Below are 26,326 nucleotides of genomic sequence, written 5' to 3'. Positions count from 1 at the left end.
AGAAAGAAGAACAGCAATGACTTTAGAAAATTTGGTAAATAAAGTAATTGATAAAGTTCAGGAAGAATTGCAGGGGTCATTTGAGGTAGAAGCGAGCGGACGTCATGTCCATTTGAGTCAGGAAGATTTGGAAGCCTTGTTTGGTCCCAACTATCAATTAACAAAAGCAAAAGACCTATCACAGCCAGGCCAGTTCGCTAGTCAAGAAAGACTGACAGTTGTCGGTCCAAAAGGCGCTTTTCACAATGTGGTTATTCTGGGACCTGTTCGCAAACATTCTCAGGTAGAAGTTTCCCTGACAGACTGTTTGCAGCTGGGTACCAAGGCACCCATTCGCGAAAGTGGCGATATTGAAGGAACACCGGGTGTTATCTTGGCTCATGGAGACAAGGCAGTTTGTCTGGATAAGGGCCTGATTGTAGCTAAGCGTCATGTTCATATGACACCGGAAGATGCCGAACGTCTGAATGTAAAAAATCACGAGATTGTACAAGTCAGAGTAGAAGGAGCTCGTCCGCTGATATTTGATGATGTGGTCATCCGTGTTAGTCCTAAATTTGCGACTTATATGCATATTGACTACGATGAAGCCAATGCCTGTGGTTTCAAAAAAGGAACACGCGGACGGATTATTAAAAAATAAGTCGTATGAGCAAATAAAAGGTAGGTAAAGAATGGAAAATCTAGATCATTTAGTAGATTTGATTACAGACCGCCTGATGGAAAAGTTGAAGAAAAAGCCTCAGAAACCCTCAGTATACGTCATTGGAGGCGATAAGATTCCTGACTTATTAGAAGGGGAAGGCTTTCAAGTTGTAAAAGATTCTTGCACAGCAGAGATTATTGTTGTTGAGTCACTTGGTTTTGATGCTTTTCTAAGACTCTCATCCCTTTGCCCTTTAGCGGTGGAGGAAGCAGTCATTTTAAAGAGTCTTTTGAAAGGCAAAAAAGTCCTCGTATCAGACAACGCCTTTGCTATTCAACAGTACAAGCAATCTTCTAAAGTGTACTTGTATCAGGAACTGCAGGGACAGCGAGAAAAGCTGATTCGCTACGGTCTGCAATTTTATAAAGAAGGCCAACTCTTAGCACTCCTAGAAAGCGATCAGGCTGAAGAGCCTCGCCCGGAAGTGAAACGGGCGGTGGCAGAAGAAGTCAGCCAGAAGACTAAGGCGCTAGGAAAGCCGGTTTTGCTGACAGAGAAGAGGCTGAGAGAGATGGGCTTGCCTGAAAGCGGAAGCTTTAAAATAGAAAAAGGAATGATTGTGACAGCCTTGGCGAGAGATTATCTAAAACGTCAAAAAATAGAAATCATAGAATAAAGGAGTGGGTAGAGATGTTTGTTGGTAAAGTAAAAGGTAGCCTTTGGGCGACTAGAAAAGACGAAAATTTAAATGGTTTGAAATTTTTAGTGGTCGAACGGCAGCTAAATGAACATCAAAGTGACCCAGCTCTGCTTATTGTGGCCGACTGCATCGGTGCAGGCGAAGGAGACCAAGTAATGGTAACCACTGGCAGTTCCGCCCGGATGAGCCTAAATAAGACAAATATCCCTGTAGATATGGTCGTTGTGGCTATCATTGACAAGGTTGACTATCACAGTGATGAAGAATATTAGAAACTAAGGTAATGTTATGAGTATCAATGAAATTATCATTTATATCATGGTTCTATTCATGCTGATCGGTGCAGTGGATAAATGTATCGGTGGCAAACTAGGACTAAGTGAAAAATTTGAAGAAGGTATCATGGCTATGGGAGCTTTGGCTCTTTCTATGGCTGGGATTATGGTAATCGCTCCCCTCTTGGCGGATGTCTTGAAACCAATTGTCGTGCCTTTGTATGGCTTGGTGGGCGCTGACCCGTCTATCTTTGCGACAACCTTCATTGCCAATGATATGGGAGGAGCTCCTCTGGCTCTCAGTCTGGCTCAGGATCCAGCGGTAGGAAATTTTGCTGCCTTTGTACTGGGCTCTATGATGGGGCCAACCATCGTCTTTACGATTCCAGTTGCCTTGGGTATTATCGAAAAAGATGACCGTCCGCTTTTGGCTCGCGGAATCCTATACGGTTTGGTAACTGTTCCGATTGGCTGTCTTCTCGGAGGAATTTTCGTGCCAGGTCTGCCTTTTGGAACCTTGGTTGTCAATCTTATCCCGATTATCATTGTATCTGCTCTTATTTTCATAGGATTGCTTTTGGCACCTAATGCCATGATTAAAGGTTTTGAAGTGTTTGGTCAGATTATTGTTATCTTGGCAACGCTTGGTTTGGCTTTTGGTGCAGCTCAGCTCCTGACTGGTAATGAATGGCTCATCAGCCTCTATCCAAAAGGTGCTGAGACACTGAAGGAAGCCTTTGAAGTTGTCGGAACGATTGCCGTGACCTTGGCTGGAGCCTTTGGTCTGGTAGCTGTCTTTACCAAGGTAGCCAACAAACCGCTTTCTGCTATCGGAAAATCCCTGGGAATGAACGAAGTTGGTGCAGCTGGTTTGGTAGCTTCTCTGGCTAATAACATTGCCATGTTCCAGATGATGAAGGATATGGACAAACGCGGTAAGATTATCAACGTAGCCTTTGCTGTATCTGCTTCCTTTGTTATCGGAGATCACCTAGGCTTCACAGCCGGTCAAAAACCGGAAATGATTGTGCCGATGATGATTGGTAAATTTGTCGGCGGTATCACAGCGGTATTACTGGCTTTCTTCTTAACGAAGAAGGAAGCTTAGACTTGGAGGTATGAAGTATGGCAGATATTAATCGTTCTGACCTAGAAACATTGGTTCGTAAGATTTTATTGGAAGAATTAGCCAATAAAGATGGTGGGAAGAAAGTCAGCAAGGCAGGCGTAGCTTCTATCGCCCTGCCTGGTCTGGATGTTCGTCCAGAAGATCGTTTGGATACAGGTGATGCGAGCCATCAAGTTTATACACGAGACTTGCTGACCTTAGATGAGAGTCCAAGATTAGGCTTGGGTCTGATGACCATGGAAAAGACAACTTTCCCTTGGCATCTGGACTATGATGAAGTTGACTATGTTATTGAAGGGCGTCTTGATATTATCGTTGGTGACGAAGTCATGACAGCTGGCCCTGGCGAAGTACTCTTTATCCCTAAAGGCAGCGACATTCAGTTTTCTGTCAGAGATAAGGCCCGCTTTATCTATGTGACCTATCCGGCTGACTGGCAAGGCTAGTTTGTTGGAAGATTGAACTATCAGATTTACTAGAATGGCAGGACAGCGGCCTGCTGTCCTGCCATTCTGTAATGATGGAAAATAAAAAAACAGATAGAAGATGAGCAACCCTGCGAAAAGTTTATCATCTGTTATCTGTCTCTGCGATTGTTATTTCTGAAGGGAAAGGCCTGTCAAGTATATTTCTTGTAGGCTTAGCTTGGCATTCCTAAAAAGTTGGTTAGGCTCTTTTTGAGAATGCAGAATTTTTTCCTTTATAAAAAACGACCATATTCATTCTAACAGAAAACCTTAGAATAATCTATTCTTTTGACCCCAAAAAAGTAAAAAAATAAAATCAGAAAGGGGCGTATGTCTACAGTGCTCCTCTTATCTGATTTACTTATTCCTTAAAATTGTAAGCGCTTCAAAAAATATGTCAGCGAAAGGAGCTGTCTTATGGAAAAAAAATGCAATATTACAGAATTTGTCGGTGTTAATCCGATAGGCGATACAATTGGACTTGTCATTGCCAATGTGGACCAGCAGGTGCTGGATGCTATGAAGCTAGAAAAGAGCTATCGCTCAATTGGTGTAGTCGGTGCTCGTACCGGTGCGGGTCCTCATATCATGGCTGCTGATGAAGCGGTCAAAGCAACCAATACAGAAATTGTTAAAATCGAACTGCCTCGTGATACCAAGGGAGGTGCTGGACACGGAAGTTTGATTATCTTCGGTGGTGAAGATGTATCAGATGTCAGACGAGCTGTGGAAGTAACCTTGGAGGAAGTGGATCGAACCTTTGGCGATGTTTATGCTAATGATGCAGGGCATATTGAACTCCAATATACTGCGCGTGCTAGCTATGCTTGCCAGACTGCCTTTGGTGCTGAATACGGCCGTGCTTTTGGCTTGATTGTCGGAGCACCTGCAGCTATTGGTGTTGTTATGGCGGATACAGCTGTTAAGGCTGCCAACGTTACTGTTGTCGGCTATGCTTCTCCAGGAAATGGTGGTACCAGCCACTCAAACGAAGCTATCCTCTTTATCAGTGGGGATTCTGGAGCAGTTAGACAATCAGTTATCTCAGCGCGTGAAGTTGGACTGGCACTTTTAGGTAGTATGGGTGACGAGCCAACTAACTCACAGCCATCTTACATTTAAGAGTGAGAGGGAGGAAACGGTATGAGATCCAAACGTTTTGAAGTATTAAGCAAACGCCCTATCAACCAAGATGGATTTGTAAAAGAATGGGTTGAAGAAGGTTTGGTGGCTATGGAAAGTCCCAATGACCCTAAACCCAGTATCAAAATTCAAAATGGGAAAGTGGTTGAGTTAGACGGCAAACCAAAAGAAGAATTTGACCTGATTGACCAATTCATTGCCAATTATGGGATTGACCTGAGCCGAGCTGAAGAAGTTATTCAGATGGATTCAAGAGAGATTGCCAATAAAATATTGACGCCGAATGTACCTCGGACAGAAATCATTAAGCTAACCAAGGCCATGACTCCGGCTAAAATCATTGAAGTGGTCAATCAGATGAATGTCGTGGAAATTATGATGTGTCTGCAAAAGATGCGGACCCGTAAGCAAACCGCTACTCAAGCCCACGTCACTAATGTCAATGATAATCCAGTGCAGATTGCAGCAGATGCAGCTGAAGGAGCTCTGCGTGGTTTTGCAGAGCAGGAAACAACGGTTGCCGTAGTGCGTTACGCTCCTTTTAATGCCCTGTCTCTGATGATTGGCTCCCAAGTGGGCCGTCCTGGAGTACTGACTCAGTGCTCCTTGGAAGAAGCGACAGAACTAGAATTTGGGATGCGTGGCTTTACAGCCTATGCTGAGACCATCTCTGTTTATGGTACAGAAGATGTCTTCACTGATGGAGATGATACACCTTGGTCTAAGGCCTTTCTGGCTTCAGCCTATGCCTCTCGTGGACTTAAGATGCGCTTCACTTCTGGTACAGGGTCTGAAGTGCAGATGGGACAAGCCGAAGGCAAGTCCATGCTCTATCTGGAAGCTCGCTGTCTCTATGTAACAAAAGCAGCTGGGGTTCAAGGAACTCAGAATGGATCAGTAAGCTGTATCGGTATTCCAGCAGCTGTTCCGAGTGGTATTCGGGCGGTCGTTGCTGAAAACTTGATTGCCAGCATGCTGGATTTGGAATGTGCTTCATCAAATGACCAAACCTTTACTCACTCAGACTTACGTCGCTCTGTTCGGACTTTGATGCAGTTTGCGCCAGGTACAGACTTTATCAACTCTGGCTACTCTGCTACACCAAACTATGACAATATGTTTGCCGGATCTAACTGGGATGCGGAAGATTTTGACGACTACAATGTCTTGCAACGTGACCTGCGGGTAGACGGTGGTCTTCGTCCTGTACGTGAAGAGGAAGTTGTCAAGGTTCGGAACAAGGCAGCACGCGTTATGCAAGCTCTTTTCAAAGGCTTGGGCCTGCCGCCGATTACCGACGAAGAAGTCGAAGCAGCGACCTATGCTCATGGTTCTAAAGATATGCCAGAGCGGGATAAGGTTGAAGACATCAAGGCTGCTCAAGGTATTTTAGAACGCGGAGTTCAAGGGGCTGATTTGATCAAAGCCTTGGCTAATAATGGCTTCCCAGAAGTTGCCAATGAGTTGCTCAATTTGTTCAAGCAACGTGTAGCAGGGGATTTCCTGCAAACATCTGCTATCTTTGATCGGGATTGGAATGTTATTTCAGCGGTGAATTCACCGAATGACTATGTTGGTGTCGGTACAGGCCATCGTCTGGTCGGCGAAGAATGGGAAAAAGTCAAAGACATTCCTAAAGCGATTGACCCGCGTGATGTATAGGAGGAGCTAAGATGACAGAGATAAATGAAACTTTACTGCGCTCCATTATTGCAGAAGTGATGAAAGAGATGAGCGTCAATAGCAACGAAACAGCTGCTGAAACAAGCGAAAAGCCTGTCACAAAGCCTGTGTCCAATGAAAAAGCTGTCATCCGTACAGTTGGTGTGGCTAAACCTAGCCAGTCAACGGATGAAGTCGTTATTGCAGTTGGACCTGCCTTTGGAGAACAGCAGGTGAAGACGATGGTGGACATTCCTCATACGGAAGTACTGCGTCAGCTGGTGGCTGGTATCGAAGAAGAAGGGCTCAAGGCTCGCATTGTCAAGGTCTATCGTTCTTCTGACGTTGCCTTTGTAGCGGTAGAAGGAGACCACTTGTCTGGTTCTGGCATTTCTATCGGTGTTCAGTCTAAGGGAACAACGGTTATTCACCAACGTGATTTGCCACCGCTCAGTAATCTGGAACTCTTCCCGCAGGCACCTTTGTTAACTCCTGAAACCTATCGTTTGATTGGTAAAAATGCTGCTAAGTATGCCAAGGGTGAAACACCAAATCCGGTGCCAACCCTTAACGACCAAATGGCTCGTCCTAAGTACCAGGCCTACTCAGCCTTGCTGCATATCAAGGAAACGAAACTGGTTAAAAGAGGAAAACCAGCTGATGAATGTCAGGTGATTTGATGCATATGATGTCTACAAGGAGAAATCAGAATGAGTGAATCAGTAGAAACATTAGTAAAACAAATATTAGCCGAGCTAAGCGACAGCGGCTCAACTAATCAAGGAGCAGCCAATCGTCCTGTCAGTTCTGATGAAGCGACAGCGGCTGATTATCCTATTTCTAAAAAACACCCAGACTGGATAAAGGTTGGTCAGGATAAGAAATTCGAAGATATTACACTGGAAAATATCTTGTCTGGCTATGTAACTGCAGAGGATTTGCGGATTAAGCCAGAGATTTTGATCAAGCAAGGTGAAATTGCTAAGAATGCCGGCCGCGAAGCAATCCAGTATAACTTTTCTCGGGCTGCGGAACTGACCAAGGTTCCGGATGCGCGTGTGCTGGAAATCTACAATGCCCTGCGCCCTTACCGGTCTTCCAAACAGGAATTATTGGATATTGCCAATGAATTGGAAAACCAATATGGAGCTGTTATCTGTGCGGGCTTTGTCAGAGAAGCCGCTGAAAATTATGAGCGCCGCAAGAAGTTGAAAGGCGACAACTAATTCGGTTTTACCAAGGCTATTTTGGGTTGGAAGAAGATTATTATCACTACTTTTATAAATACTATTCAAAATAGCCTACTCTTGGTGGAGGTGAAAATGTGAAACGAATCATTGGAGTAGACATAGGAAATTCCTCGACCGAGTCTGCCTTAGCTGAAGTGCAAGATGATGGAAGCATTCACTTTCTTGCCTCAGCCATTGCGGATACAACAGGTATCAAGGGGACCAAGGAAAACGTCCATGGAATTTATCAATCTCTGAGGAAATTGATGGAGCAAACACCGCTTGAGTTGGGACAAGTTGATTTGATTCGGATCAATGAAGCGACGCCTGTTATCGGCGATGTTGCCATGGAAACCATCACAGAGACGGTCATTACTGAGTCTACCATGATAGGTCATAATCCCCGTACTCCTGGCGGTCTGGGATTGGGGATTGGACTGACAGTGGATATTCTCGACTTGGTTCATCATCCGATTGATGGGAAATACATCGTGGTAGTGCCGAAGATTATTGATTTTGACTTGGTTGCCCAGCTGATCAATGCCTATCTAGCCAAGGGCTATCAGATTACCGCTGCCATTTTGCAGGCGGATGATGGGGTTCTGGTCAACAACCGCATTAGCCAGAAGATTCCAATCGTGGATGAGATTCTCTTTATCGACAAGGTTCCTTTGGGCATGCAAGCTGCTGTTGAAGTGGTAGAGCAAGGAAAGGTGATTTCCCAATTATCCAATCCCTACGGCATTGCGACGGTCTTCGGCTTGAGTGCAGAAGAGACGAAAAGCATCGTTCCCATTGCCCGTGCCCTCATTGGCAACCGCTCAGCTGTCGTGATTAAGACACCAGCAGGCGACGTTCAGGCTCGGACGATTCCAGCAGGTAGTATCCAAATTATCGGCAAGGAGCATACCTTAAAGGTGGATATTTCCAAGGGCGCCGATGAGATTATGGAGAAAATTGTCTATGCTGGCGAGATTAGCAATGTTGTCGGAGAAGCGGGAACCAATGTTGGAGGCATGCTGGAGAAGGTGCGCCAAACCATGGCTGACTTGACTGAGAAAGAGCCTTCCGACATTTATATCCGTGACTTACTGGCCGTTAATACTTTTGCTCCGATTTCTGTGCGCGGTGGTGTGGCAGGAGAATTTTCTATGGAGCAGGCTGTAGGCATTGCCTCTATGGTAAATTCTGACAAGCTGCAAATGTCCATCATTGCCCAAGAAGTCGAACGAGAGCTGGGTATTACCGTAGAAATCGGTGGAGCAGAAGCTGAATCAGCTATCCTCGGGGCTCTGACTACACCAGGGACGGATCGCCCCTTGGCTATTTTGGACTTAGGAGCAGGCTCGACAGATGCTTCCATTATCGATAGCAGGGGTCAAATCTTGGCTGTCCATCTAGCCGGTGCCGGTGATATGGTAACCATGCTGATCAATTCGGAGTTGGGACTGGAAAATCATCATCTGGCAGAGGACATCAAACGATATCCTTTGGCTAAGGTAGAAAGTCTTTTCCATATCCGGCATGAAGACGGCACTGTTCAATTTTTTGACAAGCCGCTGTCTGGAGATTTGTTTGCCAGAGTCGTCATCGTCAAGGAAAATGATGAATTTGTTCCTATTGATGACGGAGACTACTCTATTGAGAAAATCAAACTTGTTCGGCAGTCTGCCAAGGAAAGGGTCTTTGTTACCAATGCAGTTCGGGCTCTCAAGCGTGTCAGTCCTACTCAGAATATTCGAGACATTCCTTTCGTTGTCATCGTAGGCGGCTCAGCTTTGGACTTTGAAATACCTCAGCTAGTGACCGAAGCCCTCTCTCAGAATGCCATTGTAGCTGGTCGAGGTAATGTGCGTGGCTTGGTAGGGCCTCGAAATGCAGTAGCGACCGGACTGATTTTGACCTATGTCAGAGAGAAATGGGGGGCCGACTATGGAATTAGCTTATACTAGAAAGCCCACCATTAGGCTTATAGCTACGGACAATGCTCCTGCGGATAAGGTGGCACAAATCGGCTACGGTATCGAAGAGGAAGGTATCCCTTTTAGCCTAGTCAGTCCAGATGAACTTAGCGATCCTGTGTCACTAGCGCATGTGGCTGCAACTCAATCCCAGCTTTTAGTAGGGATTGCCTGTGACGGGCGAGATGCAGTCCTCCATTATCGTAACTTGCCGCTTGAAAAATTTATCTATCGTATCAAAGATTATTCCGCTATACCTGACCACGTCTTGCGCCTGTTTGGCTCAAATGCAGCGCGTTTGGTCAAGGGAGTCCCGTTTAAAAAATCTGACCTGTTAGAAGCATCTTTTTGACTTGTTCCGATCGATTCAAAAAGATGTCCGTATCAACTACTGAAAAGAGGTGAAATGGATGGCTAGAGATAGAGAGAAAGACGAGCTCAGCAGTCCAGAACTATCAAGCTGGAAAGGAAACTCAGAATTGCAGGACAGCATTATTCAAAAAGTCCTTGCCAGATGCCAAACCTTACTGGATAAAGAGCCTGTTCTTTTCACAAATATCTATCAGGATGCCTGGGAATTGGTAACAAGGGCCAGACGCAAGGCTGAAGAGCTAGGACTAGCTGTCGTGATAACGGTGGTTGATCCTGCAGCACAAGTCGTGATGGCCTATCGTATGGAAAATGCCTTGTTAGTGAGTAACGATATGGCTTATAAGAAAGCTTACACAGCTGTTGGCATGAGGATGCAGTCCAAGGATTTAGCACCTTTAACTCAGCCTGGCCAGTGGCTCTACCAGCTGGAAACGATGACTGACAATAAGGTCGTTAGTTTAGCAGGTGGCATTCCTATTTATTGCCAGTCAGAGATGATTGGCGGTATCGGCGTCAGCGGAGGAAGTTCTGAAGAAGACCAATCCATTGCTGAGTATGCTGTAGGACTGTAGAGAAGCAATCTAGCTAATTAAATAATATCAGAGGAGAGAATACCACTTGCAATCTATGCTTTGGAGCTAGGGTTTTTCTCCTATTTTACGAGCACATTTCTCTTATGCTTTCTTAGGATCTATATTGCGCTGTAGAAGCAATATAGAGGAGAGAGTATAAAGTATTTCGAAATGAAGGAGTATGGAGTATGGAAAAATATCTAGGTGAATTTTTAGGCACCATGGTTCTGATGGTTTTTGGGAATGGAATCGGAGCGTCTATTAGTCTTAATAAGAGTCTTGCAAAAGGTTTCGCTCCCAATTGGTTTACCGTTGTATTTGGCTGGGGCTTGGCAGTGACCTTGGGTGTCTATACGGCAGGATTTTATAATACTGGCGGTCACCTTAACCCAGCTGTCACTATTGCCTTTGCGGTGGGTGGCATCTTCCCTTGGGAACAAGTGGTGGGCTATATCATCGCTCAGATTCTAGGGGCTTTTGTCGGAGCGGCTATTGTAGTGCTCTTCTATTATCCCCATTTCAAAGAAACCAAGGCAGAAGAAGGCAACTCAGTTGGCGTATTTGCTACTGGACCAGCCATCCAGAATCCAGCATTTAATTTGCTCAGCGAGATCGTTGCGACTTTCTTCTTCATCTTTGCACTTTTGATGATAACGCACGGCGAAATCACGCCTGGACTCACTCCACTCTTAGTTGGCTTCCTCATTATGGCGGTTGGCTTGTCTTTGGGTTCGACGACAGGTTTTGCCCTCAACCCAGCTCGGGACTTCGGTCCGCGCCTTGCTTATGCCCTCTTGCCAGTTCCGAATAAAGGAGATGCAAACTGGGCTTATGCTTGGGTGCCAATTGTAGGACCGACTATCGGCGCTGTCTTGGCTGTCTTGGCAGTCAATGCTATGTAATATATAAAATAGTAAATAAGCTAGCCGACCAGTTGAAGCTAGCTTATTTATCTAACAAGTAGCAATGGAAAATTTCAGTTTTCAAAAAACGTTATTTGAAAAAATCACTGTTTTCATTGCTCAGGAGAAAAATATGTCTAAAAAAATTTTTGCGATTAATGCGGGCAGTTCGTCATTAAAATTTCAACTGCTCAGTATGCCTGATGAAAACCTTTTGGTGAAAGGAATTTTTGAAAAGATTGGCTTAAAGGAAGGCATTTTTAAGATTGAATTTGAAGGTCAAAAAGAAAAGGAACTGCTGGCTATTCCTTCGCATCAATTTGCCGTGGATTACTTGCTGAACTTTCTTTTGGAGCGGAAGCTGATTGCTTCTCTGGACGAGATTGATGGAGTCGGTCATCGCGTAGCCCATGGTGGAGAATCCTTTGATGATTCTGCTTTGATAGATGAGCAAGTGTTATCCATCATTGAGAAGCTGTCCTTCCTAGCTCCTAGCCATAATCCTGTCAACTTGGTAGGGATTCGAGCTTTCCAAAAGGCCTTGCCGGAGACAGGACAAGTGGTTGTGTTTGATACAGCCTTTCACCAAAGCCTTTCAGAAGCTTATTATCTCTATCCTCTTTCCTGGGATTACTATCATAAATACGGTTTGAGGAAGTATGGTTTCCATGGAACGAGTCACAAGTATATTGCTCAAAAGATAAAGGAGATTTGGGAAGGGCAAGGAGAGGCTGCTGAGCATTTGAAGATTATCAACTGCCATTTGGGCAATGGTGCTAGTATTTGCGCCATTAAAAATGGTCAGTCTGTCAATACTTCGATGGGATTCACCCCCTTAGCTGGTCTGATGATGGGGTCCCGCTCAGGTGATATTGACCCTATGATTCTCCCTTTTTTGCTAGAACAGGAAAAATTATCAGCTCAGCAATTAAGTGATGTCCTCAATAAGGAATCCGGTCTGCTAGCAATCTCCCAGCTCAGCAATGATTTAAGAGATGTTCTGGAAGCTTGTGACAGAGGCGATGAAAAAGCCAGTCTAGCAGTCAATATGTTTGTCAACCGCATCGCTCAGACCATTGCAAGCTACATCACAGATTTAGATGGGCTTGACGCATTGGTTTTCACTGCTGGAATCGGGGAGAATTCAGCCTTGATCCGCAGCTTGGTCGTTCAAAAGCTCAATTGCTTAGGACTTTCTTTAAATCAGGCAGCTAACGAGCAAGGACAGCTCTTTATTCAAAATTCCCAGTCTCAGGCTAAAATTCTCATTCTTCCAACCAATGAAGAATTGATGATTGCCCAAGACACCATGCGCTTGCTGGATTTTAAGTAGCCAAAAGAGCGGTAGAATGTTCAAGGAGTGATAGATCTTATCAGGAACAGCTTTCTTTATCAAGAAGAAAAAAAAGACTAGTTTATCCTTGTAATATTCGTATTTGAAAAGACAGAGCAAGACCTCTGCCTTTTCTTTTTTAGCTTAGATATCTTATCATCTCCCAGTTTTATAAGCACAGTCTGATGGAGCTTTTTTGCTTTTTTCATTCTTGAAAGATATAGGAAAACATGCTATAATGAAAAGAACATTCTAAAAATCAGAAAGATTATTATATAGTAAGGAAAAAAATGGCGAATATTTTAAAGACTATCATTGAAAATGATAAAGGTGAATTAAGAAAATTAGAAAAAATGGCTGATAAGGTCTTGGCTTATGAAGACGAAATGGCGGCCTTGTCTGATGAAGAACTTCAGGCAAAAACAGAAGAATTCAAGAAACGCTATGCTGATGGTGAAACTTTAGATCAGCTCTTATCTGAAGCTTTTGCGGTTGTCCGTGAAGGAGCTAAGCGTGTGTTGGGTCTTTTCCCTTATAAGGTACAGGTTATGGGGGGGATCGTTCTCCATCATGGTGACGTTCCAGAGATGCGTACTGGTGAAGGAAAAACCCTGACAGCGACAATGCCAGTTTACCTAAATTCCCTTGCAGGAAAAGGTGTGCATGTTGTCACAGTCAACGAATATCTGACTGAGCGTGATGCGACTGAAATGGGTGAACTCTACTCTTGGCTTGGCCTTTCTGTCGGTATCAATCTGGCAGCTAAGTCTCCATCTGAGAAGAAAGAGGCATATGCTTGCGACATTACCTATTCAACCAATGCTGAGATCGGCTTTGACTACCTGCGTGATAACATGGTAGTCCGCGCTGAAAACATGGTACAGCGCCCACTCAACTATGCCTTGGTCGATGAGGTGGACTCAATCCTGATTGACGAAGCTCGGACACCATTGATCGTATCCGGACCGGTTTCTTCAGATACCAACCAGCTTTATCATATGGCTGACCACTATGTCAAATCTCTGGATAAGGACGACTACATCATCGATGTTCAGTCTAAGACGATTGGTCTGTCTGACTCAGGTATTGACAAGGCAGAAAGCTACTTCAAGCTGGACAATCTCTACGATATTGAAAATGTTGCTCTGACTCACTTTATCGACAATGCTCTGCGAGCTAACTACATTATGCTGCTTGACATTGACTATGTGGTTAGTGAAGATCAGGAAATTCTGATTGTCGATCAGTTTACCGGTCGGACAATGGAAGGCCGCCGTTACTCTGACGGTCTCCACCAAGCGATTGAAGCCAAAGAAGGTGTACCGATTCAGGAAGAAACAAAGACTTCTGCTTCTATCACTTATCAGAACCTCTTCCGTATGTATAAGAAGTTGTCCGGTATGACAGGTACAGCTAAGACAGAGGAAGAAGAGTTCCGTGAAACATACAACATTCGTGTTATTCCAATTCCAACCAACCGTCCGGTAGCACGTATTGACCATTCTGACCTGCTCTACCCAAGTATTGATTCTAAGTTTAAGGCAGTTGTTCAGGATGTTAAAGAGCGTCATGAAAAAGGCCAGCCAGTTCTGGTCGGTACCGTTGCGGTTGAAACCAGTGATTATATTTCTAAGAAATTGGTAGAAGCTGGGGTTCCTCATGAAGTTCTTAATGCAAAAAACCACTATAAAGAAGCACAAATTATCATGAACGCCGGCCAACGTGGTGCGGTTACTATTGCGACCAATATGGCCGGACGGGGAACCGACATCAAGTTGGGTGAAGGTGTTCGCGAACTGGGGGGACTCTGCGTTATCGGTACAGAGCGCCATGAAAGCCGCCGGATTGACAATCAGCTGCGCGGACGTTCAGGCCGTCAGGGTGATCCAGGTGAGTCACAATTCTACCTGTCACTGGAAGATGAGCTGATGCGTCGCTTTGGCTCAGAGCGCATTAAAGCCCTCTTGGATCGAATGAATCTTAGTGACGAAGATTCTGTTATCAAGTCTGGCATGCTGACCCGTCAGGTAGAGGCAGCTCAGAAGCGTGTCGAAGGAAATAACTACGATACGCGGAAACAAGTCTTGCAATATGATGACGTGATGCGTGAGCAACGGGAAATTATTTATGCTGAGCGCCATGATGTTATTACTGCTGACCGTGACCTCAGTCCTGAAATCCATGCTATGATTAAGCGGACGATCAACCGTATCGTTGATGGCAGCAGCCACTCTGATCAGGATGATAAGATTGAAGCGATTTTAAACTTTGCTAAGTATAACTTGGTTTCAGAAGATTCTATTTCAGACAGCGATTTGGAAGGCAAATCTGACCAAGAAATCAAAGATTATCTGTTTGAACGTGCATTGGAAGTCTATGATAGTCAGATTGCTAAGCTGCGAGACGAAGAAGCTGTGCGTGAATTCCAGAAGGTCTTGATTCTGCGCGTGGTGGACAGCAAGTGGACTGACCATATCGACGCCCTTGACCAGCTGCGCAATGCTGTTGGACTGCGTGGCTATGCACAAAACAACCCAGTTGTCGAATACCAAGCAGAAAGCTTCCGTATGTTCAACGACATGATTGGTTCTATTGAGTTTGATGTGACTCGTCTGATGATGAAAGCGCAGATTCATGAGCAAGAGCGTCCGCGGACAGAGCGGGCTATTAGTACAACAGCTACCCGCAATATCTCTGCCAAGGCGCCAAATATGCCTGAGAATGTGAACCTGTCTAATGTGAAGAGAAATGACCCTTGTCCATGTGGTTCTGGCAAGAAGTTCAAGAACTGCCACGGCCGCAAAAAGTAAAACATAAAAGAAGGAGAATAGATGACCTTTAAAGCAACTAGTCAACCCATTGATGTGGCAGAAGTTCGCCAACTTGCTAAGCTAGAAGGCGACATGTTAGCTCGCAAGGAAAAGCGTGACCGAGAGTTGGAAGCCATTCTGCGTGGTCAAGATGACCGCATTCTCTTGGTTATCGGTCCCTGCTCTTCAGATAATGAAGAAGCGGTGCTAGAGTATGCCAAGCGTCTATCTGCTCTCCAAGAAGAAGTAAAAGACCGCATTTTCATGGTCATGCGGGTTTATACTGCCAAGCCTCGGACGAACGGAGATGGCTACAAAGGGCTTATTCATCAGCCCAATGCGACTGCCGCTCCAAGTCTGATTAACGGCATCAAGGCAGTCCGCAATCTGCACTATCGGGTTATTTCCGAGACAGGCATGACCACAGCTGATGAGATGCTCTATCCAGAAAACTTGCCTCTGGTAGATGATTTGATTTCTTACATGGCTGTAGGAGCTCGCTCGGTCGAAGACCAGCAGCATCGCTTTGTAGCTAGTGGAGCGGATCTGCCGACTGGCTTGAAAAATCCGACTTCTGGTAATCTCAATGTCATGTTTAACGGCATCTATGCAGCTCAGAACAAGCAGAGTTTCCTATTCGCTGGTAAGGAAGTTGAAACGTCTGGCAACCCTTTGGCGCATGCCATCTTGCGTGGTGCTCTGAATGAATACGGTAAGAACATTCCCAACTACTATTATGATAACCTGCTGGATACTATTGCCCAGTATGAAAAAATGGGCTTAGAAAATCCCTTTATCATCATTGACACCAATCATGATAACTCTGGTAAGCAGTATCTGGAACAGGTTCGTATCGTTCGCCAGACTCTGATTAACCGAGACTGGAATGAAAAGATTAAGGCTACAGTACGAGGCTTTATGATTGAGTCTTACCTGGAAGACGGCCGTCAGGACGAGCCAGAAGTCTTTGGCAAGTCCATTACTGACCCTTGTCTGGGCTGGGCTAATACAGAACAGCTGGTTCGTGAAATTTATGATACATTAGGAAAATAGTATGGCATTTATTGAAAAAGGTCAGAAGATTGACATTGAGCAGATTAAATCCAGAACCAGACTGACTGGTCAGGCCTTGGCTCATAAAAATAAGCGAGATCAAGAACTAGCTGAGATTCTCAGTGGGGAAGACGAGCGTATTCTCTTGGTGATTGGTCCTTGCTCATCGGACAATGAAGAGGCTGTGCTGGAGTATGCCCGCCGTTTGTCAGAGCTGCAGAAGAAGGTCGCAGATAAGATTTTTATCGTCATGCGCGTCTATACTGCTAAGCCGCGGACCAATGGGGATGGCTATAAGGGCTTGGTTCACCAGCCAGATACTTCTAAAGCTCCTAGTCTTATCAATGGTTTGCAGGCTGTTCGTCAGCTGCACTACCGTGTCATTACAGAGACTGGTCTGACGACGGCTGATGAGATGCTCTATCCGTCCAATCTTGTGCTGGTAGACGACTTGGTCAGCTATCATGCTGTGGGAGCTCGCTCAGTTGAAGACCAGGAGCATCGCTTTGTAGCGTCTGGGATTGACGCTCCGGTCGGCATGAAAAATCCAACTTCTGGCAATCTGGGGGTTATGTTTAATGCTGTCTATGCAGCACAAAATAAGCAGACTTTCCTTTTTCATGGTCAGGAAGTAGAAACCTCTGGGAATCCTTTGGCTCATGTTATTCTGCGTGGGGCTACCAATGAATACGGTAAGAACATTCCAAATTTCTACTATGAAAATATGCTGGATGCCATTTCCTACTATGAAAAGATGGGCTTGGAGAATCCTTTCATTGTCATCGATACCAATCACGATAACTCCGGCAAACAATATCTGGAACAGATTAGGATTGTACGTCAGACCTTGCTGAATCGGGATTGGAACGAAAAGATTAAGAGAGCGGTTCGTGGTTTTATGATTGAGTCTTATCTGGAAGACGGCCGGCAAAATGAGCCAGAAGCCTTTGGTAAATCTATCACTGACCCTTGTCTAGGCTGGGACAATACAGTTCAGCTTATTGAAGAAATTTACAACACTTTAGATAAATAAGGAAAATTGAAAGGGACAGTCTTGACCTGTAAAGAGGACTAACTGTCGGGTGAAGACAAACTCAGCTGGCGTCCCAGCTGAGTTTTGTCGCCTTTCCAGAGAATGATATGATAAAAGGACACGGAATTGACATAGAAGAGTTGGCTGCCATTGAGCGAGCCTATCTGAAAAATGCCCGCTTTGCAAAGAAGGTGCTGACAGAGGCTGAGCTTTCTCGTTTTGAGGAGTTATCCGGCAAGCGGAAAATCGAATTTCTAGCTGGTCGTTGGGCTGCCAAGGAAGCTTTCTCTAAAGCTTGGGGAACTGGTATTGGTAAGCTCAGGTTTCAAGATTTGGAGATTTTAAACGACCGTCAGGGAGCACCTTATTTTAGCCGGTCACCTTTTACTGGCAAGGTTTGGATTTCGCTCAGCCATGCTGCTGGCCTAGTTACAGCCAGCGTTATTTTGGAGGAAAATGATGAAAGCTAGTCTGCATAGACCTAGCAAGGCAGTGATTGATTTAGCTGCCATTGCTTTTAATATTAGACAACTAAGTGCCCATCTGCCTCAGACGACAGAGAAGTGGGCTGTCGTCAAGGCCAATGCTTATGGCCACGGAGCTATTGAGGTTTCTAGGCACATTGAGCCCCTTGTAGATGGATTTTGTGTGTCTAATATTGATGAAGCCTTGGAGCTGCGCTCAGCTGGTATTGGCAAAAAAATTCTGGTGCTAGGAGTGTCAGATCTGGCTGCGCTTCCGCTGGCTAGAAAGGGAAAGGTCTCTCTGACCGTAGCCAGTCTGGAGTGGCTGGATCTAGCCTTAGATGCTGAAGAAGACTTGACTGGATTGAATTTTCATATCAAGATTGACTCTGGTATGGGGCGGATTGGTTTTCGAGATAGTCAGGAAGCTCAGGAGGCAATCCATCGCTTGCAGGCTGCTGGGGCTGTCGCAGAGGGGATTTTCACCCACTTTGCAACGGCAGATGAAGCGGAGCACCATAAGTTCGAAGCCCAGCTGACTCGTTTTCATCAGATTTTATCTGAGCTGGACAATGTACCTCCTCTCGTTCACGCTAGTAATTCCGCTACTTCTCTCTGGCATAGCGAGACCGTCCTAAATGCGGTCCGGCTGGGTGACATCATTTATGGCCTCAACCCCAGCGGAAGAGTCTTAGAACTTCCTTATGAATTCAAGCTGGCTTTGTCGCTGGTCTCAGAATTGGTACATGTCAAGGAAGTAGAGGCTGGAGCAGATGTTGGCTATGGAGCCACCTACACCAGCAAGTCTCAAGAGTGGATTGGAACCATTCCTTTGGGTTATGCGGATGGCTGGACACGGGATATGCAGGGTTTTGATGTCTTGATTGATGGTCAGCGTTGTCCTATTGTTGGCCGCGTTTCCATGGACCAAATTACAGTGCGCCTGCCTCAGGCTTATCCCCTTGGCACGCCGGTTGTGTTGATTGGAAATAGCGGAGCGGAGACCATTACGGTGACAGATGTGGCAGAAAAGCGTGGCACCATTAACTATGAGGTGGTTTGCTTGATTAGCGACCGTGTACCGAGGGTCTATAAAGACTAAGAAGATTAATGCAGGGAACCGCTTGAAGTATTTGAGAATGCTCTAGCTTGGTCACCCTGTCTGTGATGCCAGCATCGCAACAGTATCAGAACTGAAAGAGGAATTATGAATTTACACCAACCCTTGACGGTTCTGCCTGGTGTGGGACCGAAATCAGCAGAAAAATTTGCCAAGCTGGGTCTAGAGACCTTGCAGGATTTGCTGCTTTATTTTCCTTTTCGTTATGAGGATTTTAAGAGTAAAAATGTCCTAGACTTGGAGGATGGAGAAAAAGCGGTTGTTTCTGGTCAGGTCGTAACCCCGGCCAATGTCCAGTATTACGGCTACAAACGCAATCGCCTGCGCTTTACCATCAAGCAGGGAGAAGTCGCTCTGGCAGTTAATTTCTTTAACCAGCCTTATCTGGCAGACAAGATTGAAGTTGGAGCTAATTTAGCCGTCTTTGGAAAGTGGGACAAAGCCAAAGCCAGTCTGACTGGTATGAAACTGCTGGCTCAGGTAGAGGACGACTTGCAGCCTGTCTATCGGCTGGCTCAGGGAATTAGTCAGGCTAGTTTGGTCAAGCTGATTAAGACTGCCTTTGACCAAGGTTTGGACTTGCTCTTAGAGGAAAATCTGCCCCAGCCCCTGCTGGAACGCTACCAGCTAGTGAGCAGAGTGGAGGCTGTGCGGGCTATGCATTTTCCAAAGGACTTAGCGGACTACAAGCAGGCTCTTCGGCGGGTTAAATTTGAAGAACTCTTTTATTTTCAAATGCAGCTGCAGGTCTTAAAGAGAGAAACCAAGGCTGTCAGCAATGGATTAAAAATTGATTGGCAGTTGGATGCTGTGGCCGAGAAAAAGAAGAGCTTACCTTTTGAACTGACTTCAGCTCAGGAGCGCAGTCTGACAGAGATTTTGCAGGATTTGCGATCGCCTGGCCACATGAATCGCCTGCTGCAGGGGGATGTGGGAAGCGGAAAGACAGTAGTCGCTGGTCTAGCTATGTATGCTGTTTATACAGCTGGCTTTCAGTCAGCTCTGATGGTTCCAACAGAAATTTTGGCTGAGCAGCATTTTGACAGCCTAGCTCAGCTATTTCCAGAATTGAAGCTGGCCCTGCTTACTGGGGGAATGAAAGCAGCTGAACGCCGAGAAACCTTGGCAGCGATTGAAAAGGGTCGGGTAGACATGATTGTCGGAACCCATGCCCTGATTCAGGAAGGAGTCCGTTACCATGCGTTGGGCTTGGTCATTATTGACGAGCAGCATCGCTTTGGGGTGGAGCAGCGCCGGATTTTACGGGAAAAGGGAGACAATCCTGATGTCCTCATGATGACGGCGACACCAATTCCCAGAACCCTTGCCATTACAGCTTTTGGTGATATGGATGTGTCCATTATTGACCAGATGCCGGCAGGACGCAAGCCTATCATCACTCGCTGGGTCAAGCATGAGCAGCTGGAAGTCGTCCTCGACTGGCTAAAAAAAGAGCTCCACAAGGGGGCTCAGGTCTACTTTATTTCTCCCTTGATTGAGGAATCTGAGGCGCTGGATCTTAAGAATGCCATTGCCCTAGAAGAAGAACTGACAGCCTATTTTGGTCAGCAAGCCCAAGTGGCTCTGCTTCATGGCAAGATGAAGAGCGAGGAAAAAGAGGCGATTATGCAGGACTTCAAGGAAGGACGGACTGACATTCTGGTTTCCACCACGGTCATTGAGGTCGGAGTCAACGTCCCCAATGCTACTGTGATGGTCATCATGGATGCGGACCGCTTTGGACTCAGCCAGCTTCATCAGCTAAGAGGCCGTGTCGGCCGAGGGAGCAAGCAGTCTTATGCCGTCCTTGTTGCCAATCCCAAGACGGAGTCGGGCAAGCGCCGCATGAAAATCATGACTGAGACGACCGACGGTTTCCTGCTGGCTGAGGAGGATCTGAAAATGCGAGGCTCTGGAGAAATCTTTGGCACTCGGCAGTCTGGTATTCCTGAGTTTCAAGTGGCAGACATCGTGGAAGATTATCCGATTTTAGAAGAAGCCAGAAAGGTTGCCAGCCAGATTACAGCTGATCCGAACTGGCGGACAGATTCTAATTGGCACTTGATTGCTCTTCATTTGGACAAGCGAGATTACCTAGATTAAAGGTTCTTTGAATTAAGTTTCCTGCAAGATATTTATAAGTAGGCTTTAAGTTTGAGGGATTATACTATTGTCAAATCAAAGAAAGAGGTAGGACCAATGACTATGTAAACATCCCTTAAAATCCTGTAACCAAAGCTTGAAGACTAGAAGACTTGCGAGGTATGAGCCACTCAAAGAATAAGAATAATTTAGAATTTTTTCATCATAAATCTCCTAACAAATCACAAGCTTCACCCAATCGGTGAAGTTTTTTKGTATTTAATTGAAAAGAYTTGTTCGTTTCAAATAGTAGATARGGATTGYTGCCGGAYTTCTTTGACTATAAGCTTTCCCTAAGAAATCTATAAGAKAWTCTTAAGTTTAGGGMTGTATCCTTATATCMAAGTAAGAACAAAAAGATTAGWSRCCAAACTTGAAGYYAAACACTCCAAGAGTTTCGTTTTTGCTCTTAAAGAATGAATGATAAGCGAGGTAAAAGCTATGAAAGTTACAATCAAAGTCCACTATCCGAAGACATTTAAGCAAACTCAGAAAATGGAGGTGACCTATGGTAAGTGATTATATTTTTGAAATTCTAGAGTCTCTGTTTGAGGTTATCTTCTAAGGCCAGCGATTCAATGAAGTTTTCCCAGTGTTAGAATATGAATGAGTCAAAAAAGTGCTAAGCAAACTTAGCACTTTTTGATTTAAAGAAAATAAATAGGGATTTTTTTCTCAGCCTTCCATATAATCTCGGAGTTCTTGACCTTTGAGTCCAGCATTCAGGGCGATGAGCAGTTTGATTCTGGCTTTTTGGGCATTGAGCTCTTTGACGAAGAAGATACCAGCCTGGTGCAGCTGGACGCCGCCTCCTTCATAAGCATAGACTGGCTCAGCAATTCCGTTAAAACAGCGAGAGACCAGAGCAACTGGCAGTCCGGCTGTTATTATATCAGCCAGTTTGTCCGCCACTTCTTTGGGAAGATTGCCAGCACCGAATGCCTCTATGATGAGGCCGTCTATCTTGTCTAAATCCAGCATGTCCAGAAGCTCTGTCTTCATACCAGCATAAGCTGGAATGATGGGCACCAGACCAGAAATGCTGTTCAAGTCAAAGCGGACCCGAGGCTCCGCTGTCTTAAAATAGAGAATTTCCTGCTTCATAATCAAACCAAGCGGTCCGTGAGTAGGCGTCTGAAAGGTGCTGACATTGGTCGTGTGGGTTTTGGTTACATACTTGGCAGCATGTGCCTCGTCATTCATCACGACAAGCACGCCTTTATCACTGGCTTTTTCATCGCTAGCCACCCGCAGGGCTGTCAGGTAGTTATAGACTCCGTCACTCCCCAGCTCATTGGAACTGCGCATAGCCCCGGTCAGAACGACCGGAATCTTTGGCAGCTGCATAGTATCCAGAAAGTAAGCCGTCTCTTCTAAAGTGTCTGTCCCATGAGTAATGACCACTCCGTCAAATTGGTCAGCACTGGCTTTGATTTTCTGGTAGAGCTTGAGCATGTGCTGGGGCGTGATATGAGGACTAGGAATATTAAAAAAGTCAATGACTTCCGTCTCAATCCCCTCAAGCGGAACTGTCACATGGTTCATAGGGTTATCAGCGTTGGTGACGACAGCCCCAGAGCCGTCAGCCTGCATGGAAATGGTTCCTCCTGTATGCAGGACCAAGATTTTTTTTGTCATAAATCCTTTTTCTCCTTGTAGTCATAATGCAGAGTTGAAAACTCACATTATGTTTTCATAGAGTTTTCATTTCTGTTGCATGGATATTACTCCAGCTTTTCTTTTCTGCAATTCATGTGATTGTAGGTCATTTTTGTGTTATAATTTATTGTATCATAAAAGGAAAGAATGAGAAAATCAATGGAAGTAAAGGCCGTCTTTTTTGATATTGATGGGACACTGGTCAATGACAGTCGAACGGTTTTGAAATCTACAGAAAAGGCTATTCAGAGTTTAAAGGAGCAAGGAATATTGGTCGGTTTGGCAACAGGCCGCGGTCCTTTCTTTGTCAAACCTTTTATGGAGCAATTGGACTTAGACTTTGCTGTGACCTATAATGGCCAGTATATTTTTTCAAGAGATAGGGTGATTTCTGCCAGTCCCATTGACAAGCAGAGTTTACGGGATTTAATCGCCTATGCTAAGAAGCATCGGAAAGAAATTTCCTTGGGGACGGCTGAGGCTATGCTGGGCTCCAAGATTATGTCCTTCGGCATGAGCCCTTTCTCCCAGTGGACTAGCCGCTTCATCCCTAAGAGAATGGCGCGAACAGTCAGTCACGGTTTTAATAAAGTCATCAGTAAGGCCCTGCCCCAGCATGAAAAGGATCTCCTGCAGCTGATTCAGGAGTCGATTTACCAAGCTTTGATTTTGGCCAGTCCAGAAGAAAGCCGTAAGATTGAAGCAGACTTCCCTGATTTGAAATTTACCCGCAGTAGCCCCTATGCGGTTGATATTATCAATAAAGACACATCTAAGCTAGAGGGGATTCGCAGAGTCGGCAAGGAATATGGCTTTGACATTCATCAGGTCATGGCCTTCGGCGACTCTGACAATGACTTGGAAATGCTATCAGGAGTTGGTCTCTCTATTGCAATGGGAAATGGAACCAGCTCGGTCAAGGAAGTGGCCAAGCATACAACTAGCAGCAATAGTCAGGATGGGATTCATAAGGCTCTGGAGCATTTTGGCATCCTAGCGAGGGAAAAGGTCTTTACCAGTAGCGACCATCACTTTAATAAAGTTAAAGAGTTCCATAGTGTCATGGATGAAAGTACTCAGGAAGAGCCGATTGCTTGGTCGCCTCAGGACGCTCGCTATCGGGCAGGCTTTAAGCTAGAAGAGTTGGTTGAGTTTCTGCGAGCTGCTAGTAACTCAGAGGAAGACTTTGACAGTTCTGTAGCCTATCTCCATCAAGCGCTTGACAAGGCTGCTGACAAGGTTCGCTCCAAGAGTCAGGCTGAGGTTTCTCTAGTCGGTCAGGTAGATGCCCTGATTGATACTCTATACTTCACTTATGGCAGTTTTGTCCTGATGGGAGTAGATCCAGAGCAGCTGTTCGATATTGTCCATCGGGCCAATATGGGCAAAATTTTCCCAGACGGAAAAGCTCACTTTGACCCCGTCACCCATAAAATCCTCAAACCAGATGACTGGGAAGAAAAATACGCGCCCGAAGGAGCTATTAAAGAAGAACTGGAACGACAGATTCAGGCCTACCAGCGTACCTTAGAGCAGAAAGAAGAAAACTAGAGCAGGTAACTGCTCTAGTTTTTATAAAGTCTTTTCTGGGTCTCTGACCACCAGCAAGTCAACCTTGGCGTGGCGCAGGATATATTCAGATGAAGAGCCGACTAGCAGCCGTTCAAAGGCATTGAGACCGGTAGCACCGACCATAATCAGATCTACCTTGTGCTCTTCTGGGATATCTGTTGCCAAGAGAGTCTTGGGATTGCCCATCTCAATGACAATGTCAACATACTTGATACCGGATTTTTGAGCCTTTTCTTTCAGCTCAGCTGTCAGCTTTTTAGCATCTTCCTGTAAGTCCTCGTAAACATCTGCATCAAAGGTTGAGACACTTTGCAAAGCCCGAGTGTCAATGACATGGGCGATAGTGAGACGAGAGCCGTTTCGGAGAGCTACGTTAACACCTTTTTCAAAAGCTAGTTCGGATTCGTGAGAACCATCTACAGCAACCATAATGTTTTCATATTTCTGAGTCATAGAGCTACCTCCTCTAAAATGGTCGGCAAAGGACGTCGCATCATTTAAAGAATGATTGGGCTGAACAAAAATCAATCAGTCCATAGCGTCCGAGTGATTTGCAACTATTTTCTTGTTTCTATTGTAACCCTTTTCAGAAAAAAAGTAAAGATAAAATGGAAATGCTGTCAGAAAATTGCAAGCAGAAAAAGATTCCTTTACTTTGAGGGATTAGAAAAAGAATGGGGCTTTTTGTCCTATAATTCTCTTTTTAATTAGATGAAAAGTGAGCTTATTTTTTTGTTGTCAATCGCTTTTTCTGGTGGTATAATGATAACATTCTGATGAATAGAGGAAAAATAAGAATGAAAGAATTTGACAAGTCCAGCAAGCTGGAACATGTTGCCTATGATATTCGTGGTCCAGTTTTGGATGAAGCTATGCGCATGCGGGCCAATGGCGAAAAGATTCTCCGCCTCAATACAGGGAATCCGGCTGAATTTGGTTTTACCGCTCCAGATGAGGTCATTCATGATTTGATTATGAATGCGCGTGACAGTGAGGGTTACTCTGACTCCAAGGGAATTTTTTCAGCCCGTAAGGCCATTATGCAGTATTGCCAGCTTAAGAATTTTCCTAATGTAGATATTGATGACATTTATCTGGGAAATGGTGTCAGTGAGCTGATTGTCATGTCCATGCAAGGATTGCTGGATGACGGAGATGAGGTGCTGGTACCAATGCCAGACTACCCACTCTGGACGGCTGCAGTCAGTCTGGCTGGTGGGAATGCTGTTCACTATGTCTGTGATGAGCAGGCAGAATGGTATCCAGATATTGACGACATCAAGTCAAAAATCACATCTAATACCAAGGCTATCATTATCATCAACCCTAACAATCCAACAGGAGCACTTTATCCTAAGGAACTGCTGCTGGAAATTGTGGAAATTGCTCGCCAAAATAATCTCATTATCTTTGCGGATGAAATTTATGACCGCATGGTGATGGACGGCAATGTCCATACGTCTGTAGCTAGTCTAGCTCCTGATATCTTCTGTGTCAGCATGAATGGTCTTTCCAAGTCGCACCGAATCGCAGGCTTCCGTGTTGGCTGGATGGTGCTATCTGGTCCTAAACATCATGTTAAGGGTTATATCGAAGGATTGAACATGCTCTCCAACATGCGCCTGTGCTCCAATGTCTTGGCTCAGCAAGTCGTCCAAACCTCACTTGGCGGTCATCAGTCTGTGGATGAACTGCTTTTGCCGGGTGGCCGTATCTATGAGCAGCGTAATTTCATCTATCAGGCTATTCAGGATATTCCAGGACTGTCAGCTGTTAAGCCTAAAGCTGGTCTCTATATTTTCCCGAAAATTGACCGGAACATGTATCATATCGACGATGATGAGCAGTTTGTGCTCAATTTCCTCAAGCAGGAAAAAGTCCTTCTTGTCCATGGACGAGGCTTTAACTGGAAGGATCCAGATCATTTCCGCATCGTTTATCTGCCTCGAGTAGATGAGCTAGCTCAAATCCAAGAAAAAATGACGCGCTTCTTGCGCCAATATCGCCGTTAATAAGCGGATGCTACAAAAAGGCTGGAAAATATTCCGGCCTTTTCCTTATCTATTTTACATATTTTTTATC

At 45.2% G+C, this 26,326-nt stretch carries 23 protein-coding genes and 1 pseudogene; 22 read left to right on the top strand and 2 right to left on the bottom strand.

Annotation, left to right across the window (positions count from 1 at the left end):
- Positions 1 to 16: 16 nt before the first annotated feature.
- The 20 genes and pseudogenes from eutD to recG all read left to right on the top strand — a co-directional run bounded on the left by eutD (position 17) and on the right by recG (position 20,974).
- Entirely contained in the window at positions 17 to 643 is a 627-nt protein-coding gene (gene eutD / locus K4H96_RS03385) for an ethanolamine utilization phosphate acetyltransferase EutD (RefSeq protein WP_002896361.1), read from the top strand.
- Positions 644 to 674: 31 nt separating this feature from the next.
- Complete coding sequence (locus K4H96_RS03380) at positions 675 to 1,322, top strand: ethanolamine utilization protein (protein ID WP_223337437.1); 648 nt, start codon at positions 675 to 677, stop codon at positions 1,320 to 1,322.
- A 14-nt stretch (positions 1,323 to 1,336) separates the two neighbouring features.
- On the top strand, positions 1,337 to 1,618 hold the full coding sequence (locus K4H96_RS03375; protein WP_002896356.1) for a EutN/CcmL family microcompartment protein: 282 nt from the start codon (positions 1,337 to 1,339) through the stop codon (positions 1,616 to 1,618).
- 16 nt (positions 1,619 to 1,634) lie between these two features.
- Complete coding sequence (locus K4H96_RS03370; RefSeq protein ID WP_002896353.1) at positions 1,635 to 2,729, top strand: ethanolamine utilization protein EutH; 1,095 nt, start codon at positions 1,635 to 1,637, stop codon at positions 2,727 to 2,729.
- A 17-nt stretch (positions 2,730 to 2,746) separates the two neighbouring features.
- Positions 2,747 to 3,196: a cupin domain-containing protein gene (locus K4H96_RS03365; RefSeq protein WP_223337438.1), complete on the top strand. Its 450-nt coding sequence runs from the start codon at positions 2,747 to 2,749 to the stop codon at positions 3,194 to 3,196.
- Positions 3,197 to 3,628: 432 nt separating this feature from the next.
- Positions 3,629 to 4,339 (top strand): annotated as a pseudogene (pduB, locus tag K4H96_RS03360) (propanediol utilization microcompartment protein PduB); the annotation flags it as partial.
- A gap of 21 nt (positions 4,340 to 4,360) precedes the next feature.
- Positions 4,361 to 6,022 (top strand): propanediol/glycerol family dehydratase large subunit, encoded by a 1,662-nt coding sequence (locus K4H96_RS03355; protein ID WP_002910470.1) that lies wholly within the window; start codon positions 4,361 to 4,363, stop codon positions 6,020 to 6,022.
- Positions 6,023 to 6,033: 11 nt separating this feature from the next.
- Entirely contained in the window at positions 6,034 to 6,702 is a 669-nt protein-coding gene (locus K4H96_RS03350) for a propanediol/glycerol family dehydratase medium subunit (RefSeq protein ID WP_223337440.1), read from the top strand.
- A gap of 30 nt (positions 6,703 to 6,732) precedes the next feature.
- Entirely contained in the window at positions 6,733 to 7,248 is a 516-nt protein-coding gene (locus K4H96_RS03345; protein WP_002903911.1) for a diol dehydratase small subunit, read from the top strand.
- Between the two features lie 98 nt (positions 7,249 to 7,346).
- Positions 7,347 to 9,203, top strand: coding sequence for a diol dehydratase reactivase subunit alpha (locus tag K4H96_RS03340; protein ID WP_223337441.1), 1,857 nt, complete (start codon positions 7,347 to 7,349; stop codon positions 9,201 to 9,203).
- A complete protein-coding gene (locus tag K4H96_RS03335; protein ID WP_002910467.1) occupies positions 9,184 to 9,564 on the top strand; it encodes a glycerol dehydratase reactivase beta/small subunit family protein in 381 nt (126 codons plus the stop codon). The genes K4H96_RS03340 and K4H96_RS03335 overlap by 20 nt, the downstream gene beginning before the upstream one ends.
- Before the next feature lie 58 nt (positions 9,565 to 9,622).
- Positions 9,623 to 10,156 (top strand): GlcG/HbpS family heme-binding protein, encoded by a 534-nt coding sequence (locus K4H96_RS03330; protein ID WP_223337442.1) that lies wholly within the window; start codon positions 9,623 to 9,625, stop codon positions 10,154 to 10,156.
- Between the two features lie 188 nt (positions 10,157 to 10,344).
- Positions 10,345 to 11,058 carry an MIP/aquaporin family protein gene (locus K4H96_RS03325; RefSeq protein ID WP_125340462.1) on the top strand — a complete coding sequence of 238 codons (714 nt, stop codon included), beginning with the start codon at positions 10,345 to 10,347 and terminating at the stop codon, positions 11,056 to 11,058.
- A 133-nt stretch (positions 11,059 to 11,191) separates the two neighbouring features.
- On the top strand, positions 11,192 to 12,391 hold the full coding sequence (locus tag K4H96_RS03320; protein WP_223337443.1) for an acetate/propionate family kinase: 1,200 nt from the start codon (positions 11,192 to 11,194) through the stop codon (positions 12,389 to 12,391).
- A 290-nt stretch (positions 12,392 to 12,681) separates the two neighbouring features.
- On the top strand, positions 12,682 to 15,201 hold the full coding sequence (gene secA / locus K4H96_RS03315; RefSeq protein ID WP_223337444.1) for a preprotein translocase subunit SecA: 2,520 nt from the start codon (positions 12,682 to 12,684) through the stop codon (positions 15,199 to 15,201).
- A 21-nt stretch (positions 15,202 to 15,222) separates the two neighbouring features.
- Entirely contained in the window at positions 15,223 to 16,254 is a 1,032-nt protein-coding gene (locus tag K4H96_RS03310; RefSeq protein WP_002901054.1) for a 3-deoxy-7-phosphoheptulonate synthase, read from the top strand.
- A gap of 1 nt (position 16,255) precedes the next feature.
- Positions 16,256 to 17,287 carry a 3-deoxy-7-phosphoheptulonate synthase gene (locus K4H96_RS03305; RefSeq protein WP_002907129.1) on the top strand — a complete coding sequence of 344 codons (1,032 nt, stop codon included), beginning with the start codon at positions 16,256 to 16,258 and terminating at the stop codon, positions 17,285 to 17,287.
- Between the two features lie 107 nt (positions 17,288 to 17,394).
- Positions 17,395 to 17,757 (top strand): holo-ACP synthase, encoded by a 363-nt coding sequence (acpS, locus tag K4H96_RS03300; RefSeq protein ID WP_002896329.1) that lies wholly within the window; start codon positions 17,395 to 17,397, stop codon positions 17,755 to 17,757.
- Positions 17,747 to 18,853 carry an alanine racemase gene (gene alr / locus K4H96_RS03295; RefSeq protein WP_317628003.1) on the top strand — a complete coding sequence of 369 codons (1,107 nt, stop codon included), beginning with the start codon at positions 17,747 to 17,749 and terminating at the stop codon, positions 18,851 to 18,853. Before acpS ends, alr begins: the two co-directional genes overlap by 11 nt.
- A gap of 105 nt (positions 18,854 to 18,958) precedes the next feature.
- Positions 18,959 to 20,974, top strand: a complete 2,016-nt coding sequence (gene recG, locus K4H96_RS03290) for an ATP-dependent DNA helicase RecG (RefSeq protein ID WP_223337446.1) — start codon at positions 18,959 to 18,961, stop codon at positions 20,972 to 20,974.
- A 714-nt stretch (positions 20,975 to 21,688) separates the two neighbouring features.
- On the opposite strand, the gene K4H96_RS03285 is transcribed toward recG, so the two are convergent.
- Positions 21,689 to 22,651, bottom strand: coding sequence for an asparaginase (locus K4H96_RS03285; protein WP_223337447.1), 963 nt, complete (start codon positions 22,649 to 22,651; stop codon positions 21,689 to 21,691).
- Positions 22,652 to 22,831: 180 nt separating this feature from the next.
- Here K4H96_RS03285 and K4H96_RS03280 point away from each other — a divergent pair, with 180 nt between their 5' ends.
- Complete coding sequence (locus K4H96_RS03280) at positions 22,832 to 24,223, top strand: Cof-type HAD-IIB family hydrolase (RefSeq protein WP_317628004.1); 1,392 nt, start codon at positions 22,832 to 22,834, stop codon at positions 24,221 to 24,223.
- 21 nt (positions 24,224 to 24,244) lie between these two features.
- Here K4H96_RS03280 and K4H96_RS03275 read toward each other — a convergent pair whose 3' ends face one another.
- On the bottom strand, positions 24,245 to 24,697 hold the full coding sequence (locus K4H96_RS03275) for a universal stress protein (RefSeq protein WP_002896311.1): 453 nt from the start codon (positions 24,695 to 24,697) through the stop codon (positions 24,245 to 24,247).
- Between the two features lie 344 nt (positions 24,698 to 25,041).
- Here K4H96_RS03275 and K4H96_RS03270 point away from each other — a divergent pair, with 344 nt between their 5' ends.
- Positions 25,042 to 26,256, top strand: a complete 1,215-nt coding sequence (locus K4H96_RS03270; protein WP_009659361.1) for a pyridoxal phosphate-dependent aminotransferase — start codon at positions 25,042 to 25,044, stop codon at positions 26,254 to 26,256.
- Positions 26,257 to 26,326 lie beyond the last annotated feature (70 nt).

Origin of the sequence: Streptococcus sanguinis, assembly GCF_020729765.1 — a bacterium.
GTDB classification, from domain to species: domain Bacteria; phylum Bacillota; class Bacilli; order Lactobacillales; family Streptococcaceae; genus Streptococcus; species Streptococcus sanguinis_Q.
This window is presented reverse-complemented; position numbering and strand designations above follow the sequence as displayed.

Excerpts from the sequence above, each read along its gene's own strand:
- K4H96_RS03280 (WP_317628004.1), top strand. The coding sequence starts at position 22,832 with ATGGAAGTAAAGGCCGTCTTTTTTGATATTGATGGGACACTGGTCAAT.
- K4H96_RS03350 (WP_223337440.1), top strand. The coding sequence starts at position 6,034 with ATGACAGAGATAAATGAAACTTTACTGCGCTCCATTATTGCAGAAGTG.
- K4H96_RS03380 (WP_223337437.1), top strand. The coding sequence starts at position 675 with ATGGAAAATCTAGATCATTTAGTAGATTTGATTACAGACCGCCTGATG.
- eutD (WP_002896361.1), top strand. The coding sequence starts at position 17 with ATGACTTTAGAAAATTTGGTAAATAAAGTAATTGATAAAGTTCAGGAA.
- acpS (WP_002896329.1), top strand. The coding sequence starts at position 17,395 with ATGATAAAAGGACACGGAATTGACATAGAAGAGTTGGCTGCCATTGAG.
- K4H96_RS03355 (WP_002910470.1), top strand. The coding sequence starts at position 4,361 with ATGAGATCCAAACGTTTTGAAGTATTAAGCAAACGCCCTATCAACCAA.
- K4H96_RS03285 (WP_223337447.1), bottom strand. The coding sequence starts at position 22,651 with ATGACAAAAAAAATCTTGGTCCTGCATACAGGAGGAACCATTTCCATG.
- K4H96_RS03375 (WP_002896356.1), top strand. The coding sequence starts at position 1,337 with ATGTTTGTTGGTAAAGTAAAAGGTAGCCTTTGGGCGACTAGAAAAGAC.
- K4H96_RS03330 (WP_223337442.1), top strand. The coding sequence starts at position 9,623 with ATGGCTAGAGATAGAGAGAAAGACGAGCTCAGCAGTCCAGAACTATCA.
- K4H96_RS03305 (WP_002907129.1), top strand. The coding sequence starts at position 16,256 with ATGGCATTTATTGAAAAAGGTCAGAAGATTGACATTGAGCAGATTAAA.
- K4H96_RS03365 (WP_223337438.1), top strand. The coding sequence starts at position 2,747 with ATGGCAGATATTAATCGTTCTGACCTAGAAACATTGGTTCGTAAGATT.
- K4H96_RS03320 (WP_223337443.1), top strand. The coding sequence starts at position 11,192 with ATGTCTAAAAAAATTTTTGCGATTAATGCGGGCAGTTCGTCATTAAAA.
- recG (WP_223337446.1), top strand. The coding sequence starts at position 18,959 with ATGAATTTACACCAACCCTTGACGGTTCTGCCTGGTGTGGGACCGAAA.
- K4H96_RS03270 (WP_009659361.1), top strand. The coding sequence starts at position 25,042 with ATGAAAGAATTTGACAAGTCCAGCAAGCTGGAACATGTTGCCTATGAT.
- secA (WP_223337444.1), top strand. The coding sequence starts at position 12,682 with ATGGCGAATATTTTAAAGACTATCATTGAAAATGATAAAGGTGAATTA.
- K4H96_RS03335 (WP_002910467.1), top strand. The coding sequence starts at position 9,184 with ATGGAATTAGCTTATACTAGAAAGCCCACCATTAGGCTTATAGCTACG.
- alr (WP_317628003.1), top strand. The coding sequence starts at position 17,747 with ATGAAAGCTAGTCTGCATAGACCTAGCAAGGCAGTGATTGATTTAGCT.
- K4H96_RS03345 (WP_002903911.1), top strand. The coding sequence starts at position 6,733 with ATGAGTGAATCAGTAGAAACATTAGTAAAACAAATATTAGCCGAGCTA.
- K4H96_RS03310 (WP_002901054.1), top strand. The coding sequence starts at position 15,223 with ATGACCTTTAAAGCAACTAGTCAACCCATTGATGTGGCAGAAGTTCGC.
- K4H96_RS03370 (WP_002896353.1), top strand. The coding sequence starts at position 1,635 with ATGAGTATCAATGAAATTATCATTTATATCATGGTTCTATTCATGCTG.
- K4H96_RS03275 (WP_002896311.1), bottom strand. The coding sequence starts at position 24,697 with ATGACTCAGAAATATGAAAACATTATGGTTGCTGTAGATGGTTCTCAC.
- K4H96_RS03325 (WP_125340462.1), top strand. The coding sequence starts at position 10,345 with ATGGAAAAATATCTAGGTGAATTTTTAGGCACCATGGTTCTGATGGTT.